The following is a 16,070-nucleotide window of genomic DNA, read 5'->3' as shown; positions in this document are numbered from 1 at the left end:
CCACCGTGGCTGGTCTGAGTCTCACCTGCTCACCGCCCTGGATTACTGGCTTTATTCCAGGTCGATCAACACGCAGCCGATGTCTGATTTCGTGTCAAACACGATCCAACCAAGGAAGGAACCGGTTAGTACGCCTAGTGATAAGCCCGTCGAGATTGATACCCATATCGATACCGAACACCCCTGGGAAGACGGTCTAAACATCCGTAAAGGCCAGATCGGACGTTAACGACACGCCGTCATTAGACCCACTTTTTGTCTATTAACCCGCTTCGCGGCTTGAGACGCAATCTCTTGATTGCGCAGCAAGACGCAGCCATAAAAAGCACGGGTCCTCAGTGAGGACCCGGCGACAACGCTTCCGCAGTGGACTCGTCGTGGTTTTATAGTACGCGAGACGCTTAGGATTACCAAGATAAATGCCAGTACATCTCGAGATGCTGCGTTGATCCTGGAATTCGCCTTCACTCCTATATAGGATCCGGGTGGGCGTGGTGATTATGGCATTGTGAACTACGCTGAAAATGGGTGCGGCTGAACGCCGTAATACTGTGGACTTTTACCTAGACAAGGAAGTAAGGGCAAAGGATGGCTGCAAGTACAAGTGGTGGCTCAAGTACCTCTCCGGTTGTTGTTCTTGCACATTTTGTTCGAGAGCATGGTGATCAAGAAATACTATTCGGTGAAAAAGGCCAGTTCGGGCATGGCCTTGGGGTCGAAGACTCTGTCTGGGAGTTATGCTCGATTTTGTCCGCAGCAAAGGTCTCTGGGGCACCTATTCCAGAACCCATGCTTGTTGCAGCCATTAACGATATTACGTACCAGCTGGATACTCATTCATCGGGTGCGCTCAATGCAGCATTAGAACGCTATGGGTCGTCTTTGCGGGTTCCCCTAATACCCCGCGACGACTAGGTAGGAGGTTCCCTCAATGGACTCTTATGAGCTGGACGGTTTTCCAGCTGTGATCCGCCTTCTTGAATACGTGACGGAAAAATCTGAGAAATACCACCCTGAGCAGATTCGTTTAGATGCATTGTGGAGCCCGGTGACTCCGTGGACAGTTATTACTGCCATAGAATGGGGGGATTCCTACGAGTTTGAGATTCCTGCGAAGCTTATATGTGATGCGGTGGATGAGATCCGTCCGATTCTTGCTCCGTGGGCGACCGATATTCTGGAGTACTACGAAAATAAGAATCATTGGGGTCTCGATTGGTCTTTGCCGGAGGAACCGGGAGTTTGGCCTGACTAACTAACCCATCTTTGCCAGATCGGAAAGCGAGGAACGCACATGGCTTTACCTATAAGTGAAGCACCACAGGAGCCGCAGATTGCGGTTCTAGCTGAGTATGTGCGAACGCATGGCGACAAGGATATTCTTTTCGGTGAAAAGGGGCAGTGGGGAAATGACTTGGGAGACGATTGTGACGTTTGGGATCTGATCTACACCGTTCATGCGGGTGTTATCTCAAATTGCGCCATGCCAGAAGATCTAATACGCGCAGCTATCGACGAAGTCCACAATGAATTTGACGAGCCTACTCGACAGATCTTGAATGAGTATTTGGAAGAGGATGGCTACTCCCTGCGCGCCTAGCCCGTCCATCTCCTATAACCTTTGTTGTTCACAAATCTGTGAGCCATTTTATATCCAAACACAGGGAAGCCTATATTAACCGTGACGTTTTCCGGGGTATCGTCCGTAATGAGGGCGGTAGCGTCTTTCACCATGTCTGCAATGTGATCGAGGCTCTGTTCCTGGGTACGGTACGCTTTTCCAGTGAGCGAGAATTCGGCGCCCCACCAGCCCTGGTCGCGGGTGACCGCGGTATTAAGTACTGTTATTTCCTACTTCTTGCGCGGATTGTATGGGAGAATTTTCGGCTATTTCGGTGGCGTAATCCTCACCAGCAATTATCATAATAATGAGGTTCTCGGTGCTATCCCGGCGTTACGGTGGGATTATTGCGAGCCGGGGCCGGTGTGGGCTACGTACCTTGTGCAGGAGGGGGAGAGCGGTGATTACAGGAAAAGAAGCTGAGCGGATCGCAGCTGAACGTCTGCATGAGCTTTATCCAGAGAGCAAGATTTATTCTCGCGGGTGGTGGGAAGATGATGAGTGTTATGACCCGATAGTCTTCATGAAGCCTGAAGTAAAGGGGCGACTTAGTTACCTTGTGAACAAACATACCGGTGAGGTCGAAGAATACCAGTATTGGCCTAATAGCCCCATTGCTGCACGGTTGGAAGCAATGAAAATGACTAAACATTTGGTTCCTAAGGTGATTATTCGCCCGCGCAGAGGCGCGTGAGGGCAGAGGGCTGCGGCTTTCTCGGCAAGTTACCACTGCCTTTTTCACGACGCCGCCGTGCCTGCTAGCTTCCCGCCGTCGTATTCGTCACCTGGCTGCTCTCACATCCCGGGCTTATCAGGCCCTTGTCGGGCCGGCGCTTGTGCACAAACGGGGCCCGCATCGTGTTCGATGCGGGCCCTGAGGTGGTTCACCTCAACGGGGCAGCTCCGTGCTTACTTGGAGAAGCGGCGTAGCGCGTAACCGGCCGGGAGCAGAAGTGCCATCGCGGCCAGGGATCCCGCTGCGACCGCGCCGGTATGCGCGAGCGTCAGCCGCTTGGTATGCGCCGGCTGCTTGGCCCCCGGCTGCTTGGTGGCCGGTTGTTGGGTACCAGGGTTATCCGCGCCCTTCGTTGGTTGGGGTGCTGGTTCCGTTGTGGTTGGTTGGGGTGCTGGCTCAGTTGTCGTCGGCTTAGGCTCCGGCTCGGGTGCCGGTTCGGTGACCGTGAGCGCGATAACCGCGGAGTAAATCGGCTTATCGGTCCCCTTATCATTGGCCAGCATGATCATCCGAGTGCTGCCCTGCTTCACCCCGGTCACCGTGCCATTGGAGAAGGTCACGAATGCACTGGTCCACGTGGGCTCATTTGCGCCGTCGTCCAAGAAATAGGCTTTCCAGGTGATGGCCCGGTCGCTGAGATCCCCGGCTGCATCGGCCAGGCGGGCCACGGTGATTGTTGCGCCTTGCGCAACCGCAGCATCCGCCAGTTCCTGCTGATCAAAGGCCGCGAACTGGTTGCCCGCGGTGCTCGAGGCATCCACATCGAAAATCTCTGGGCTGTAGGTGCCGGCGAGGGTAACCTTCGCGATGTTATTGGCCTTAAACGCGCCCCATCGCACTTTCTGCACGGAGGCAGGTAGGGTCACCTCAGTCAGCTTGTTCGCCTGGAAAGCGGCCGGTTCAATAGTGGTCATTCCGGCCGGGAAATCCACCGAGGTGATCGCATTTCTATCGAGGAAACCGTAACCGATCTCCGTGAGAGTGGTCGGGAGCGTGATACCGGTGATGCCACGGCTGTGCATATTTCCAGTCTGGCCGTTCGGCCCGTCCATTACCGTGACGTCTCCCGGAATCACCACGTGCTTCTCCGTGGCGACCTTCTCCAGGCCGCTGTCACTGAAACCGCGCAGGGTGGTGGCGGTCTCGCTCGACTCGATCGTAAAATCAGCGGCTTCCCAGCTCGGTGCCGATATTGCCAGGGCGATGGGTACGAGCACGCCCACTCCCGCAATTATCGCCGCGCATAACCCCGCGGCCGTACGCCTGAGTACCTTGGTCATGACACATCCTTCCGTGGCGTGGCAACTATACAAAGGAATAGATCATCTTCACCCTACCGCGGAAATGCTCATGTTTCACGGGAAATTAATGGGTTCTCATCGAAAATACTATTATCCCAGTTCGCGGGCCTAGCCGACGAGTGTGATTTTTTCGAGTCGACGCCGCCGGGTGGCCGCGCGCCGCTCTGCTCGGCCCGCCGCCCCGGCCACACCCTCGCGCTCCTGCGCAGCGCCCCTACCGCGCCAGCAGCACCTCGAGGAGGGTGGCAACGCCGTCGTCCCATACCGGATCGGTCACGGCCCGCGCGTGCGCTTTTACGTAATCGAGCGCCTGCCCCATCGCCACGCCCACCCCGGCCCATTCCAGCATCTGGATGTCGTTGCCGCCATCGCCGACGGCAACGGTGCCGCTCCGCGCGATCCCAAAATCGCCGCGGAGCACCTCGAGCGCGCTCGCCTTGGAAATTCCGGTCCGCCCGGCATCCACCCAACCCGAACCGGAGGACGACGATGCCGCCCAATCCACCCCGGGCATCTCAAGCTGGGAAAGACGTGCCATGAGCTCGGCGGCTTCCATACGTGGAACCACCATAATGAGGCGCAGCGCATCGGGAACCACGAGATCCTTGAATTTCACCCAGATAGCGTTGGGTTCCAGGCGTTCGGTGGCGTAACCGTGCGCGACGCGCCGCGGGCCTTCCACCGGCTCCACCGCGAAATAGGCACCCGGGAACTCCCGGCGCATCGCATCCAGGGCTCGCGCGAGATCCGCCTCCTCCATGGTGGAGAGGTGAGCCAGGCGCACCGGCACCACGTCTCCGCGATCCGTCATGGAGCGGACTGTTCGCACCTCCACCCCGGGCAGCCGCGCGTTGCCGAGGAGCACCGTTTCATTGCCGTTCGAGCACACCATAATGGTTTCGCTCACCCGCAGCATATCGAGCACGGGAATGGCAGATTCGCGCCCGCGCCCCGTGGCTACCACCAGCCGGGTGCCGCGGCGCATATGCTCCTGGAAAGCGGCATCCACCCGTTCTGCGATGATCCCGTCCGGGCGCAGGGTGGTGCCGTCCAGATCCAGGCAGACCATGAGTTCAGGCCCGGCAGGCGGGGTCCCTGCGGCGTCGAAAGCGGCCCGCAACCGCGCCGCCGTCGACTCCCCCTGGATCTTCACATCGCCGCCTTAGTTTCTACCGCTCAGACAGGTTAGCTCATCGGTTAGTTCGCCAACTCAACCGAGTTCGTTCGCTAGTTAATCGGCTCGATGTACTCGCGCCCGGCCAGGCCGGCGCCCAGGTAGGGCCGTAGGGCTTCGGGCACGTAGAGTGAGCCGTCCTTCTGCTGGTGGTTCTCGAAGAGAGCCACCAGCCAACGGGTGGTGGCCAGGGTCCCGTTGAGGGTGGCCACCGCGCGGGTTTTCCCATCCACGCGTTCGCGCACATTGAGGCGCCGCGCCTGGTAGGTGGTGCAATTGGAGGTCGAGGTGACTTCCATATAGCGATGCTGAGTGGGCAGCCACGCCTCGCAATCGAATTTCTGCGCCGCGGAAGAACCCAGATCACCGGCCGCCACATTAATAATGCGGTAGGGCAGCTCCATCTTCCCGATCATTTCGCGTTCCATCGCCAGCAGCGCGCGGTGTTCTTCCTCGGATTGCTCCACCGGGCAGTAGGAGAACATCTCCACCTTATTGAATTGGTGCACGCGAATAATCCCGCGGGTGTCCTTCCCGTAGGAGCCGGCCTCGCGCCGGTAGCAGGCCGAATACCCGCAGTAGCGCCGCGGCTTACCGCCCAGCTCCAAAATCTCATCCTTGTGGTAGCCGGCCAGCGGCACTTCGGAGGTGCCCACCAGGTACTGGTCATCCGCACCCAGGTAGTAAATCTCATCGGAATGTTCCCCGAGGAACCCGGTGCCGGACATGATATCCGGGTTCACAATCGTGGGCGTGGTCATGAGGGTGAAGCCGTGCTCGGCGGCCTGATCGATGGCCATGCGGAACATCGCCATTTCGAGGTGCGCGCCCACTCCCTTGAGGTAGTAGAAGCGCGATCCGGAGACCTTCGCGCCGCGGTCCATATCCAGGGCCCCCAGGCCCTCCGCGATATCGAGGTGGTCCTTGGGGGTGAAGCCCTCCGCCTCAAAATCGCGCGGGGTGCCGATGACTTCCAGCACCTCGTAATCATCTTCCCCACCCGCGGGCACGCCGGCGAGCACCGGGTTCTCAATCGCGCGATTCGCGGCCAGGTAGGTTTCTTCTGCTTCCGCAGCGGCCGCATCCAGCGCCTTGACCTTTTCGGCCAGCTCCTTGGCGTGGGCGAGCACCGCGGGGCGTTCCTCCGGGGATGCCTTCCCCACGGATCGCGACACCTCTTTTTGTTCGGCCCGGGCGGCTTCGAACTCTTGCAGGGTGGTCCGGCGTGCATCGTCGGCGGCGAGCAGGGCATCGACGGTGGCGGGATCATTCCCGCGGCGGCGCTGGGACTCACGGATGGCTTCCGGATTCTCGCGAACAGAACGCATATCAAGCATGGAACCAGCTTAGCGCGCGGCGGGCGCGCCCGCGATCCGGCGGGCCGTTTCGGCCTCATTATGGTGCGGGATCAGGCGTGTTTTTCGCGTTCCGCGGGGCTGCCGTGCTGCGTTTCGTGCGTGGCGCGGTGCCACAGGTGGCCGACGTCGCGCGCGACTCTTAAGAGCCGCGCGATATCTCCCCCGCTGCCGGCTTCACAGCGGCCAATCGCGATGTTGCCACCGGGCCGTTCCCCACCGGGCCACTTTCCACCGGCCTCCCGGTAGCCGCGCTTCATAGCTTCTTCTAGTTCCGGGTAGTGCTGCCACACATCGTGGAGCTCTAGGAGATCCGCGGCGGCCGGCCGCCACCCGAAGCGCCCAAAATCAATAACTCGCAGGTGGCCGGCGGGCTCATCCCACAACCAGTTGCGTGCCTGCCAATCCCCATGCGTGGGATGCACGACGACGCCGCGCGGCCGGTAACTCGCTAAAAAATCTTCCGCTTCGGCAAGTTTCTCGCCTACGTCATCGGGCAGGGTGCCGCCCGGGGCACGCGCGTGAATCTCAGCGATCCGTGCGCGGGTGCGGGTGAGGGCACCTTTGGTGAAGCCGTGATCGAGGCGAGCCCCCGCCCCGTGGAGAAGCGCGAGGGCAGCGCCCGCCCGGTGATACACCCGCGGGGAAAATTCCCATGCGCTACCCAGAACATCGCATCCGGGCAGGTAGTCGAGGAGGGCGAGCGGGGCTGCGGCGTCGTACCAGAGCAGGCGCGCCACGGTGCCGCACGCCTGCAAAGAGCCGGTCCACTCCCGCGCCCGCGCTTCGCGCCCCACGCTGTAAGCGGTGTTCCCGGCGGTTTTGAGAATCCAGGACACCCCGGAACCGCTGAGGTGGAGAACGGTGCTCTCACGCTCCGGCCAGGAAAGATCCCGCACCCGCACACTATCCGGGCCGCGGGAAGTTCCGGGCAGCGGCCCACCGCGCAATTCCTCCCACGCGGCCATAAACGCCGCATACTGCTCCTCGGTAAGCAGTGTTCGCAGCTGGTTCATGGGTGCCTCGATGATCTCGATAAAAACCGGTGAATCTTGTTGCGGGCGCTAGCGGGTTACCCGGCTGAGCAGCGAGGCAACCCAGGTGCGCGCGGCGCCGAAATCTTCGTCGGAGGTACCGGCGTGCAGGCGAGTGGTCTGCCGGTCCGCCCGCGCGTAGCTGCCCAGGAAGGTTACCTCGGGGCAAATGCGGTGCAGCCCGATCAGCGCGGCCTGCACCCGCTCGTCGTGAATATGCCCCTCGGCATCCAGGGAGAAAGCGTAGCGGCCCAGCTGGTCGCCGGCTGGGCGCGATTCAATACGCGATAAATTAACACCCACCGCGGCGAATTGTTGCAGCATTTCCAGCAGTGCACCGGGCTTTTCCGAGGCCAGCCGCACCATCAGCGTCGTTTTATCCGAGCCCGTCGCCGGAGGAATTTCCCCGGGCTTGCTCACCTTAATAAAGCGCGTAACGGCATTGCGGTTGTCAGCGATCTCGTCGGAAAGTGAGGCGAGCCCGTACACGCCGGTGGTGGGAACCGCGCAAATCGCGGCATCAAAATCCGCATCCGGGTTTTCCGCCAGTTCGCGCGCCGCGGCGGCCGTGGAGGTAGCCGGCACGTGCACAGCATCGGTCAGATGCTCAGCGATCCAGGTACGGCACTGTGCCCAGGCATGCGGGTGGGTGGCGACCCTGCGAATATCCGCGGCGCGCGTGCCGGGCCGCACCGCCAGCGAGAAGGCGATAGGAACCAGCATTTCCCCGCGAATTTCCAGCGGCGAGCCGGCGGTGAGCGAATCGAGAGTGGCGTTCACGCCGCCTTCTACCGAATTTTCGATGGGCACCACGGCGGCATCGGTCTGCCCGGCGCGCACCATCCGCAGCGCGGAGGGAACGTCGACGGCGGGCACGAAGGTGGTGGTGTCCTCGCTGGCTACCTGCTGCAAAGCGGCAAAGCAAAACGTGCCGCGCGGGCCGAGGAAAGAATAGCGGACCGGTTCGGTAGCGGGCGAGGATTGCATGGTGTCCTTTCGTGCGTGGAGAAATAGTACGACGGCGCAGCTGGGCGGCGGTGCACCTGCCCGCGCTGCCGCCTGGTTATTGTATCCCGCCCCGGGGTGAGGTGTTCTGAGCGTCCGAAAGCACCGTTTCCCACGGGGTGTACTGACAGTGCACACCCAGAAGGCGGGGTTGTTCAGGGCGTGCGAAAGTGTCGTAAGCGCCGAGTAGGCTGTTCCCATGCGGAATTCTCACGGTGATAGCCCCGGCAAGCGCGCGATGCGGCTAGCCGGAATCTGGGCGGCTGTGCTTGCCGTTGTGGCGGTGGCTTTCGGGGCCATGCTGAGTGCGGCACCTGCATTCGCGCAGGCGGAGAGTCTGCCGGAAGCGCAAGGTGCGCCGGCGGCGATGCGGCTCGGCTCGGCAGCACAAGCGGCGTCGGATCAAGCGCGCCCCACGGTGATTATCGGGGTGGCCGGGCTGCGCTGGGCAGATGTCAGTGAGGAAAGCACCCCGCGGCTCAGCGCAGCTTTGGCAGGCTCGGGCCGGGGTCGCGCGGGTGATCGCATCTCCGGGGCGGAGGGCACGGGCGCGGAAGGCACAGGTGCGGAAAGCTCGGGCAGCTACGGCGCTGCTCTGGCCAATATTTCCGTGCGCACGGCCGCGCCTACCACCTGCGCGGCGGATGGCTGGGTAAGCCTCGGGGCCGGTGCCCGCGCGGCTGTCACTTCCGCGGGCAGCAGCTGTGTGGCGCCCGAATCGCTGGTTACCCGGGATGGTGTGGTGCGCGATGCGGAGCGGATAAGTGAAGAAAGTAGTGCCGCACACTACCCCGTGATGATGGGTGCGCTAGCGCAGGGAGTGGTGCCGGAGCAGGTGCTCGCGGTGGGGCCGGGCGCTGCCCTCGCCCTCAACCGTCAGGAGGAATCGCACATCGCCTACCGTGATCTCGCGGATGTCCTAGGGGATGGATCGGTGCTTGCCAGGCGGGACCTCACCGTCATTGATGCGGGCGGTGTTGATGTAGCGAGCCCTGATTCGGGAAGCGTTGATGCGGAAAGCACTGGCGCGGGGAATGTCTCTGCCGGGAGCCTGGCCGGGCTCGATGAACGTCTCGGCGAAATCATCGGGCTTGTTACCGTGCACCAACCGCAGGCCCGCATCATCATCACCACTGTGGCCGACCGTGCCGAGCGGGCCGAACTTGGCTTCTTCGCACTGCTGGAACCGGGCGGAACAGCAGCGCTCGCCCGCTCCACAACCACCCGCACCGCAGGTCTCGTTCAGCTCATTGACCTGGCGCCCAGCGTGCTCGCCTGGCATACCGGTGCCCCCGCGCCGCTCACGGACAACGGAGGGAAAACCACACTGGTCACGGCCAGCGCCATTCTGTACGGGCAAGCACTCCGCGCAGATCTCACTGCGCAGCTGAGCCCGCAGTTCTACCTCCTCCTCGCCGGGCTCGGGCTGGTGTGCGTAGCTGTTATCGTCGTTCACCTGGTCCGCTTTTCCCGCTTCCCACCCGCAACGGTGGCAGCGGCTGCGGGAAGTTCTGCCGGAACCTCAGTTTCACAGGCGGCTACCGCACCCGCGCAGCCTACCCGGGCCGCCGCCCGCCGTGCCCGCCCCACCGGTTTTGCTCAGCTCCTGGCCTGGCTCGCAGCCTTGCCAGTCAGTGCGCTCCTCATCGGAATTATTCCGTGGTGGAGTTTCTCCCGCCCGCTACTTGGCTGGTGGAGCAGCCTGGCCGTCCTCGCCGCGCTCCTCGCCACCTGTGCGCTAGCTGGCCCGCGCCGCCAGGCTCCGGCAGGGGAGCGCTGGGTCGCCGCCCCGCTAGCACGGCTGGGCACACTCAGCGCCACCGTGATCGCGGCGGATGTCCTCGCCAGTACCTTTGGTGGGGGATACTCCCTCGCCAACACCTCGGTTATGGGCTCCCTCCCCACCGTCGCCGGGCGGTTCTTCGGCTTCAATAACTCGGTTTTCGCCATCTTCGCTGTTGGAATTCTTGCCGCAGCCGCCACCCTCGCCGCGCGCATACGCGGCGCCCGCAGCGCAACCACGTGCGCTAACCGGTCAAGGCGCGTGGCTGGCTTCGCTGTAGTAGCCCTGGGCGTAGTCGCGATTGCTCTGGACGGGCTCCCTATTTTCGGTGCGGATGCCGGCGGACCGCCCGCCCTCACCCTCGGTTTCGCCTACCTCGCCTGGCGCACCTGGGGAAAGCGCTGGACCTGGTGGCATACCGCGCTCGCGGCCATAGCCGGGGTGGCTGTCTCCGCCGGCCTGGCTATGCTTGACCGCGCGGTGGGATCCACCACCCACCTAGGTAACTTTGTAGGCAGGGTGGAGCACGGCGGGGCTGGCGCCGTCGTCGCCCGAAAACTATCCCAAGCATTCTTCGGCCTCCCGCCCCTGGTGGCCGGCGCGCTAGGCGCAACCCTCCTCGCGGCAGTGTGTGTGGTGGTGTGGCTAGTGACTTCGGGGCGCTGGGATCTGCGGGCAAGGCCGGCAACCGCGCAGCTATATGCGTGTGTTGTGGCACATCCGCACTTGGCGGCCGCGGCCACCGCGAGCTTCCTCGCCCTCGGCTACGCCTCGCTTATTAACGACTCCGGCCTGGTCATCCTCGGAGTCGGAGTCGCGCTACTCGCCCCCACCTTTGCCCTTGGGCTCATGCGGGCCGGGGCGAGCAGCGCGGAATATCCTGAAGATATTAATGGGCAAAAGCCGGGTGCAGCTGCGCCCAGCAATGCCTAGGAATCTGAGTCAGAAGACTTTGCATCTTCCTCTTCTTTAGCACGGAGATACTCGTCGGTAATTTCCTTCACCTTGGCTGCGACTTCGTTCTGATCTTCGTCACCTAGGTTGCTGGCAAGATTCTTTAGGCGTTCTACCGCTTTGTCGAGAATCGGATCAATGGCCATAATGAGTTCTCCTCTTTGGTTAATCTTTGGTTTCCCGTGTCATCAACCTTACCTGAGTAGTGCGACGCGAATCGGTAGAGTTCCCCAAGAACCACAAGAAAAACCGGCTGGCAGATAGCAGCCAGCCGGAAAGGAAATTCGCGAGATTTATATTGCGGAGGACGGAGGGATGAGCGCTCAGGAATGCTCCAACACCAGCGCATGATAGGGAGCGAAATGCGCGGCACCGCTAGCGCCGTGCAGCTCCGCGGGCACCTTAACACCGTGGAACCGGCGCGACCACACCGCCCGGAAAACATCACGGTACTGCCCGGCCCGGTGCAAAGTCCCAGCCACGTCATTCCCGGTGGCCCGATGGCGGATATTGCACGGGATCTCCTGGAGGGTCAGGCCGGCCACCAGCATATCGATGGTCATGCCCACCTCAACGCCCCACCCCTTCGCGAGCGGACGAGCCGCATCAAAAGCGGCGGCCGTCATGCAGCGTTGCCCGGACAGCGGCTGAAGAGGAGACCAGCCGGTCGCCCGCTCAATCGCGCGGCGCCCCAAACGCGTCACGAAACCGTGACCACCCGCCCCCTCCTGCGGAGGCAAAGCGGCAATCGCACAATCAACCGTGCCATCAACAACCGGCGCAATAAGGGGAGCGCACTCAATAGCCGAATCGCCCAGATCGGCGTCAAGGAAAAGTAAATGGCGGGGTAGGCGGCCCTCAACGTCGCGCATGCGCACGACCTTCGCCCCGGTCTCCATCGCGGAGGCCTTCCCGCGATTCACGGAGTGGCGCACCACTGTAGCCCCGGAAGCGCGGGCAATAGCCTGGGTTTCATCAGCCGACCCATCGTCAACCACCACCACGAGGTCCACGCCCGGAAGCGCATACGCTGCGCGCACAGTACGCCCCACGTACTGCTCCTCGTCCTTCGCGGGCACGACCACCGCGACCTGACCGACTTTACTCACCCCATAAGTGTATAGGGAAAAGCAGGGGCTTTGCTTACTGTTTCTATAAACTAGGGGAAGTTCACTAAAGGAAGGCTGGCGAAGCGCAAGGCCCCGCAAAGTGGGCGGGTAGCCACGCTGTTTAGCGCAACGTTACCTGGCGGGAGACAAGGCCGGAGCGTGCCCGCTTTTCCTCCGCGCTAAGCGGCTCGGTGGAAGCAATCGCCGCACGCAGCTTCTCCGCGAACTTCGCCAGCGGCTCTTCCAGTTCCTCCGCTTCGGTACCGCGCGCCAATTCCCACACCGGGACCGACAATCCGTAGGCGCGGAACGCACCGATGAAGCGAACGTCGTCGTCCCAACGCTCCTCGCCAGATACCCGCAAGCGCGCCAAACCGTCCAGCACCGCATCGCGCGGCTCGGGGCGGACCCAGCGCAAAAATTCGCGCGACATCCGGCACCAGTAAGCGCCGTTCACGGACTCGATACGCGCCGCGGGAACCATATCTGCCCGGGCGTCACGCAGCGCCGCCTGCGATTCGGGAGTGGCGGCCTCTTCCTCCGTCATCCAGAAAGCGGGATCTTCTTGCAGCTCCAGCTCGGAGAACGACGCCACAATATCCTGCAAACGCGACGAACCTGCCTCCGGCTGAGTGCCACCCGGGTAGCTTTCGCCCGGCTTGAGTTCCAGACCGGCCAGCACGCGCGTGGCAATATCCAACGAGGCATCGCCGGAATTCATAACCGTCTGCATCGCGACCAGGAGCTGGCCGTCCGTGCGCCGCAGCGCGCCGACCATATTTGGCAGCAACGTGCCAAAAATAACCTTTTCGCTGCCGTACTCCTCCGTGAGGGTCACGGTCATGGTCGCCAGCGGCAGCAGATCGCGCATTGCCACCAGCTCCGCCTCGGCATCCAGTCCTTCAAAAGGCCGCTCAACAAAAGGAATAATCGCGCGCTTCTTCTTCGGGGTCGTCGAATCCTTCTTGCGGTTCTTCTTAGCCATAAGTCCTCGTCTTTTCGCTGCTGTGCGTGCCCTGCGGCATCGCCGCCGTATGTACCCTCGAGATTCTACGTGAGATGCGGCCCGCGGGCGATGGTCACGTTAGAGTTGCGTTATGGATCTGCTCATAACGACGCCGCAGCTTGCCGGCCTCACCACATCTCCGGCCCTCACCGCGCCTCTGGCGGGGGAGCTCCTCGCGGCGCCCACCGCGGATCCGCTGGCCGTATCCGTAATTCGCTGGGTGGGGATCGCCGCGGTGGCGGTAGGCGTTGCCGTCATCATCTGGCGCTGGTGGTCGAATCGCGACTAACGGCGCTGCGATAGAGTGACGCTGTGCTTGCCTGCGGAGTTGGAATTGCTGTCGGTTTCGTTGTTGGTCTACTCGGGGCTGGCGGCGGCATCCTCACCATCCCCATCCTCCTGACCATTTTCGGGCATACCGCGCACCAAGCTGCTGCCGAATCCATCATCATCGTGGGGGTGACCTCGCTGGTTGGCATGCTATCCGCGGCGCTGGCCCGGCGCGTGCGCTGGGGAAGCGGCCTCATTTTTGCCCTGGTAGGCATCCCGGGAACCCTGGCGGGCGCTTTCCTCGCCGGCGCGGTATCTGGGCGCGTTCTTGTGTGGTCGCTCAGCCTCCTCCTCGTGGTGGTGGCATTGAGCATGTTCTGGCGAGCCGCACGAGCGCGCGGCGAATCGAGGATGGGAGCTGCACCGGAACAGCCCGCACCCACCCCGCGCTGGCGCACCTACCTCATCACCATTGCGGGCGCCTTCGGTGCGGGAACACTCTCCGGTTTCTTCGGGGTGGGTGGCGGCTTCGTGGTGGTCCCCGCCCTCATCTTGCTGCTGCGCATGCCCGCCCGCTACGCGAGCGCCACGTCGCTGCTCGTCATGACCATCAATATGGTGGCGGCCGGGATTGGTCGCATTCCGCAATTCGCGGCCGGCCTTAGCGTGGACTGGGCGGTGGTTGCCCTCTTCGCTGCAGGTTCGGCGCTGGGAAGCATAGGTGGAGAAGCCGCCGGCCGGCGCATTCCTGATCGCATCGCCACCATCCTCTTTGGCGTGCTGCTTCTCGCGGTGGCGGCCGCCACCCTGGCCAACGACCTCAGCTAAGCGGGGCGCGGGCCGGGAGGCGGCGTCGTCGTTCTTAAAACCGGAGCGGGTGAGCACTGTTCACCGCGTAAACGGCGCTCACCCGCGTGGTTGTGGCGTTTTAGTCGACGACGCCGTACAGGCGATCCCCGGCATCGCCCAGACCCGGCACGATGTAAGCCTTCTCGTTGAGGCCCTCATCGATGGAGGCGACGACGATCTTGACGTCCGCATCCGCGGGAAGGTGCGATTTCACTTCTTCCAGACCCTGCGGGGTGGCCAGCAGGCACACGCAGGTCACATCGCGCGCCCCGCGTTCGAGCAGGTAGTTGATGGATTCGTGGATGGTGTGGCCGGTGGCCAGCATCGGGTCAAGAACAAAACACTGCCTCCCGGTCAGGTCATCCGGGAGGCGGTTAGCGTAGGTCACGGCCTCGAGAGTTTCCTCATCGCGGCGCAGACCGAGGAAACCAACTTCAGCGGTGGGAAGGAGTTTCGTCATCCCCTCCAGCATGCCCAGGCCGGCACGCAAAATCGGAACAACAATCGGGGCCGGGCGGGCCAGCTTCACGCCGGTTGTGGTGGCCACCGGGGTGGTGACCGTTACTTCATGCACCGCCACATTCCGGGTGGCTTCATAAGCGAGGAGAGTCACGAGCTCCTCGGTTAGCTGCCGGAAAATTGCCGACGGGGTGGTTTCATCACGGAGGACAGAGAGTTTATGCGCGACCAGAGGGTGGTCAATTTCGAGGATGTGCATGCTTTAAGGATAGCGGTACCCGGCGGGCGACGCGCGCGGGTGGCCCGCCTTGAGGCTCGTGACACAGGCGGCGCACTTTCGGGATCGCGGTACGGACGGCGAGTTTTCGGGCTCGTGACACAATGGAGCTATGCAGGGAGACGAGCGGAGCGATATGCGCGCGGCGGAAAAGCTATTCATGCGCGAGGCCGTGGAGCTTGCGGCGCGCGCTGAGGCCGGCGGGGATGTGCCCGTGGGCGCGCTCGTGGTGGTGGACGGTGCCGTGGTGGCGCACGGCTGGAATACCCGCGAACGCGAACATGACCCGGCCGGGCACGCGGAAATCATGGCGCTGCGCGCGGCCGGTGCGGCACTCGGGCGGTGGCGTTTGGACGACGCCGATATCTACGTCACGTTAGAACCGTGCACGATGTGCGCCGGGGCGATGGTTGGTGCCCGGATTAGGCGGCTCATCTTCGGTGCCTGGGATGAAAAAGCGGGGGCGGCCGGCTCACTGCGCGATGTGGTGCGCGATCCGCGCCTCAACCACCGCATTGAGGTCATCGGGGGAGTGTTGGAAGAGGAGACTTCCGCGCAACTACGGAAGTTTTTCCGCGGATGAGCCTGCGGGTTAGCGCGGCGTCCGAAGCGTTAACGTGATGTGCTCCGCATTGATTAGGTAAATCCGGGGTGTGCCGTGTAATCTATTCTGCGGTGGCGTGTCCGAGCGGCCGAAGGTGCATCACTCGAAATGATGTGTAGTTAATAGCTACCGCGGGTTCAAATCCCGCCGCCACCGCCATGTGATGTCCCGCGTCATAGGTCCGCCTGTGACGCGGGATTTTTCTAGTTTTGCGAACGTGGCTAAAATCATGGATTTTTCTCTCCAAAAAGCTAATTATTTCAGGGGTTAATAGACAAAAAGTGGGTCTAATGACGGCGTGTCGTTAACGTCCGATCTGGCCTTTACGGATGTTTAGACCGTCTTCCCAGGGGTGTTCGGTATCGATATGGGTATCAATCTCGACGGGCTTATCACTAGGCGTACTAACCGGTTCCTTCCTTGGTTGGATCGTGTTTGACACGAAATCAGACATCGGCTGCGTGTTGATCGACCTGGAATAAAGCCAGTAATCCAGGGCGGTGAGCAGGTGAGACTCAGACCAGCCACGGTGG

19 protein-coding genes and 1 tRNA gene are annotated in these 16,070 nt (G+C 62.2%); 10 read left to right on the top strand and 10 right to left on the bottom strand.

From position 1 onward, the window contains the following. The 5 genes from DDD64_RS08970 to DDD64_RS08105 all read left to right on the top strand — a co-directional run. The coding region (locus DDD64_RS08970; protein ID WP_206435358.1) for a hypothetical protein at positions 1–229 on the top strand (229 nt) is incomplete at its 5' end. A gap of 359 nt (positions 230–588) precedes the next feature. Next, complete coding sequence (locus DDD64_RS08120; protein ID WP_126135867.1) at positions 589–915, top strand: hypothetical protein; 327 nt, start codon at positions 589–591, stop codon at positions 913–915. 16 nt (positions 916–931) lie between these two features. Next, positions 932–1,255, top strand: coding sequence for a hypothetical protein (locus DDD64_RS08115; protein WP_126135866.1), 324 nt, complete (start codon positions 932–934; stop codon positions 1,253–1,255). Positions 1,256–1,294: 39 nt separating this feature from the next. After that, positions 1,295–1,600 (top strand): hypothetical protein, encoded by a 306-nt coding sequence (locus tag DDD64_RS08110; protein WP_126135865.1) that lies wholly within the window; start codon positions 1,295–1,297, stop codon positions 1,598–1,600. Between the two features lie 421 nt (positions 1,601–2,021). Beyond that, on the top strand, positions 2,022–2,315 hold the full coding sequence (locus DDD64_RS08105; protein ID WP_126135864.1) for a hypothetical protein: 294 nt from the start codon (positions 2,022–2,024) through the stop codon (positions 2,313–2,315). A gap of 215 nt (positions 2,316–2,530) precedes the next feature. Here the strand turns inward: DDD64_RS08105 and DDD64_RS08100 are convergent, their stop codons facing one another. The 5 genes from DDD64_RS08100 to pheA all read right to left on the bottom strand — a co-directional run bounded on the left by DDD64_RS08100 (position 2,531) and on the right by pheA (position 8,208). Then, complete coding sequence (locus tag DDD64_RS08100; RefSeq protein ID WP_126135863.1) at positions 2,531–3,637, bottom strand: leucine-rich repeat protein; 1,107 nt, start codon at positions 3,635–3,637, stop codon at positions 2,531–2,533. Between the two features lie 235 nt (positions 3,638–3,872). Continuing rightward, positions 3,873–4,811, bottom strand: coding sequence for an HAD family hydrolase (locus tag DDD64_RS08095; RefSeq protein ID WP_126135862.1), 939 nt, complete (start codon positions 4,809–4,811; stop codon positions 3,873–3,875). Positions 4,812–4,885: 74 nt separating this feature from the next. Further along, positions 4,886–6,169 (bottom strand): serine--tRNA ligase, encoded by a 1,284-nt coding sequence (gene serS, locus DDD64_RS08090; protein ID WP_126135861.1) that lies wholly within the window; start codon positions 6,167–6,169, stop codon positions 4,886–4,888. A 71-nt stretch (positions 6,170–6,240) separates the two neighbouring features. Then, positions 6,241–7,203, bottom strand: a complete 963-nt coding sequence (locus DDD64_RS08085; RefSeq protein WP_126135860.1) for an aminoglycoside phosphotransferase family protein — start codon at positions 7,201–7,203, stop codon at positions 6,241–6,243. A gap of 48 nt (positions 7,204–7,251) precedes the next feature. After that, a complete protein-coding gene (gene pheA / locus DDD64_RS08080) occupies positions 7,252–8,208 on the bottom strand; it encodes a prephenate dehydratase (RefSeq protein ID WP_126135859.1) in 957 nt (318 codons plus the stop codon). Positions 8,209–8,425: 217 nt separating this feature from the next. On the opposite strand from pheA, the gene DDD64_RS08075 reads away from it, so the two are divergent. Continuing rightward, positions 8,426–10,942: a hypothetical protein gene (locus DDD64_RS08075; RefSeq protein WP_126135858.1), complete on the top strand. Its 2,517-nt coding sequence runs from the start codon at positions 8,426–8,428 to the stop codon at positions 10,940–10,942. On the opposite strand, the gene DDD64_RS08830 is transcribed toward DDD64_RS08075, so the two are convergent. The 3 genes from DDD64_RS08830 to DDD64_RS08065 form a co-directional block, all read right to left on the bottom strand. Beyond that, positions 10,939–11,109 carry a hypothetical protein gene (locus DDD64_RS08830; RefSeq protein ID WP_164545973.1) on the bottom strand — a complete coding sequence of 57 codons (171 nt, stop codon included), beginning with the start codon at positions 11,107–11,109 and terminating at the stop codon, positions 10,939–10,941. The genes DDD64_RS08075 and DDD64_RS08830 overlap by 4 nt on opposite strands. Before the next feature lie 177 nt (positions 11,110–11,286). Further along, a complete protein-coding gene (locus DDD64_RS08070) occupies positions 11,287–12,072 on the bottom strand; it encodes a glycosyltransferase (RefSeq protein ID WP_126135857.1) in 786 nt (261 codons plus the stop codon). 121 nt (positions 12,073–12,193) lie between these two features. Next, on the bottom strand, positions 12,194–13,057 hold the full coding sequence (locus tag DDD64_RS08065; RefSeq protein ID WP_126135856.1) for a DUF5926 family protein: 864 nt from the start codon (positions 13,055–13,057) through the stop codon (positions 12,194–12,196). Positions 13,058–13,169: 112 nt separating this feature from the next. Here DDD64_RS08065 and DDD64_RS08060 point away from each other — a divergent pair, with 112 nt between their 5' ends. Continuing rightward, complete coding sequence (locus DDD64_RS08060) at positions 13,170–13,367, top strand: hypothetical protein (RefSeq protein WP_126135855.1); 198 nt, start codon at positions 13,170–13,172, stop codon at positions 13,365–13,367. Between the two features lie 23 nt (positions 13,368–13,390). Next, complete coding sequence (locus tag DDD64_RS08055; protein ID WP_126135854.1) at positions 13,391–14,176, top strand: sulfite exporter TauE/SafE family protein; 786 nt, start codon at positions 13,391–13,393, stop codon at positions 14,174–14,176. Between the two features lie 100 nt (positions 14,177–14,276). Here the strand turns inward: DDD64_RS08055 and upp are convergent, their stop codons facing one another. Continuing rightward, a complete protein-coding gene (gene upp, locus DDD64_RS08050; RefSeq protein ID WP_016442150.1) occupies positions 14,277–14,915 on the bottom strand; it encodes a uracil phosphoribosyltransferase in 639 nt (212 codons plus the stop codon). A 130-nt stretch (positions 14,916–15,045) separates the two neighbouring features. Between upp and tadA the strand changes: the two genes are divergently transcribed. Together tadA and DDD64_RS08040 are read left to right on the top strand one after the other, a co-directional pair. Then, positions 15,046–15,516 (top strand): tRNA adenosine(34) deaminase TadA, encoded by a 471-nt coding sequence (gene tadA / locus DDD64_RS08045; protein ID WP_241227679.1) that lies wholly within the window; start codon positions 15,046–15,048, stop codon positions 15,514–15,516. 91 nt (positions 15,517–15,607) lie between these two features. Continuing rightward, a tRNA-Ser gene (locus DDD64_RS08040) sits at positions 15,608–15,696 on the top strand. 145 nt (positions 15,697–15,841) lie between these two features. On the opposite strand, the gene DDD64_RS08965 is transcribed toward DDD64_RS08040, so the two are convergent. Beyond that, positions 15,842–16,070, bottom strand: a 229-nt coding sequence (locus DDD64_RS08965; RefSeq protein ID WP_206435358.1) for a hypothetical protein, incomplete at its 5' end; no start/stop codon positions are given.

Source organism: Actinotignum sanguinis, assembly GCF_003957255.1.
Classification (GTDB): domain Bacteria; phylum Actinomycetota; class Actinomycetes; order Actinomycetales; family Actinomycetaceae; genus Actinotignum; species Actinotignum sanguinis.
The sequence above is the reverse complement of the archived record's forward strand: the minus strand, read 5'-3'. Positions and strand labels throughout refer to the sequence as shown.

What these genes read in the sequence shown, in the direction of transcription:
- DDD64_RS08120 (WP_126135867.1), top strand. Translation starts at nt 589, where the DNA reads ATGGCTGCAAGTACAAGTGGTGGCTCAAGTACCTCTCCGGTTGTTGTT.
- serS (WP_126135861.1), bottom strand. Translation starts at nt 6,169, where the DNA reads ATGCTTGATATGCGTTCTGTTCGCGAGAATCCGGAAGCCATCCGTGAG.
- DDD64_RS08110 (WP_126135865.1), top strand. Translation starts at nt 1,295, where the DNA reads ATGGCTTTACCTATAAGTGAAGCACCACAGGAGCCGCAGATTGCGGTT.
- DDD64_RS08060 (WP_126135855.1), top strand. Translation starts at nt 13,170, where the DNA reads ATGGATCTGCTCATAACGACGCCGCAGCTTGCCGGCCTCACCACATCT.
- DDD64_RS08065 (WP_126135856.1), bottom strand. Translation starts at nt 13,057, where the DNA reads ATGGCTAAGAAGAACCGCAAGAAGGATTCGACGACCCCGAAGAAGAAG.
- DDD64_RS08830 (WP_164545973.1), bottom strand. Translation starts at nt 11,109, where the DNA reads ATGGCCATTGATCCGATTCTCGACAAAGCGGTAGAACGCCTAAAGAAT.
- tadA (WP_241227679.1), top strand. Translation starts at nt 15,046, where the DNA reads ATGCAGGGAGACGAGCGGAGCGATATGCGCGCGGCGGAAAAGCTATTC.
- DDD64_RS08075 (WP_126135858.1), top strand. Translation starts at nt 8,426, where the DNA reads ATGCGGAATTCTCACGGTGATAGCCCCGGCAAGCGCGCGATGCGGCTA.
- DDD64_RS08085 (WP_126135860.1), bottom strand. Translation starts at nt 7,203, where the DNA reads ATGAACCAGCTGCGAACACTGCTTACCGAGGAGCAGTATGCGGCGTTT.
- DDD64_RS08100 (WP_126135863.1), bottom strand. Translation starts at nt 3,637, where the DNA reads ATGACCAAGGTACTCAGGCGTACGGCCGCGGGGTTATGCGCGGCGATA.
- pheA (WP_126135859.1), bottom strand. Translation starts at nt 8,208, where the DNA reads ATGCAATCCTCGCCCGCTACCGAACCGGTCCGCTATTCTTTCCTCGGC.
- DDD64_RS08115 (WP_126135866.1), top strand. Translation starts at nt 932, where the DNA reads ATGGACTCTTATGAGCTGGACGGTTTTCCAGCTGTGATCCGCCTTCTT.
- upp (WP_016442150.1), bottom strand. Translation starts at nt 14,915, where the DNA reads ATGCACATCCTCGAAATTGACCACCCTCTGGTCGCGCATAAACTCTCT.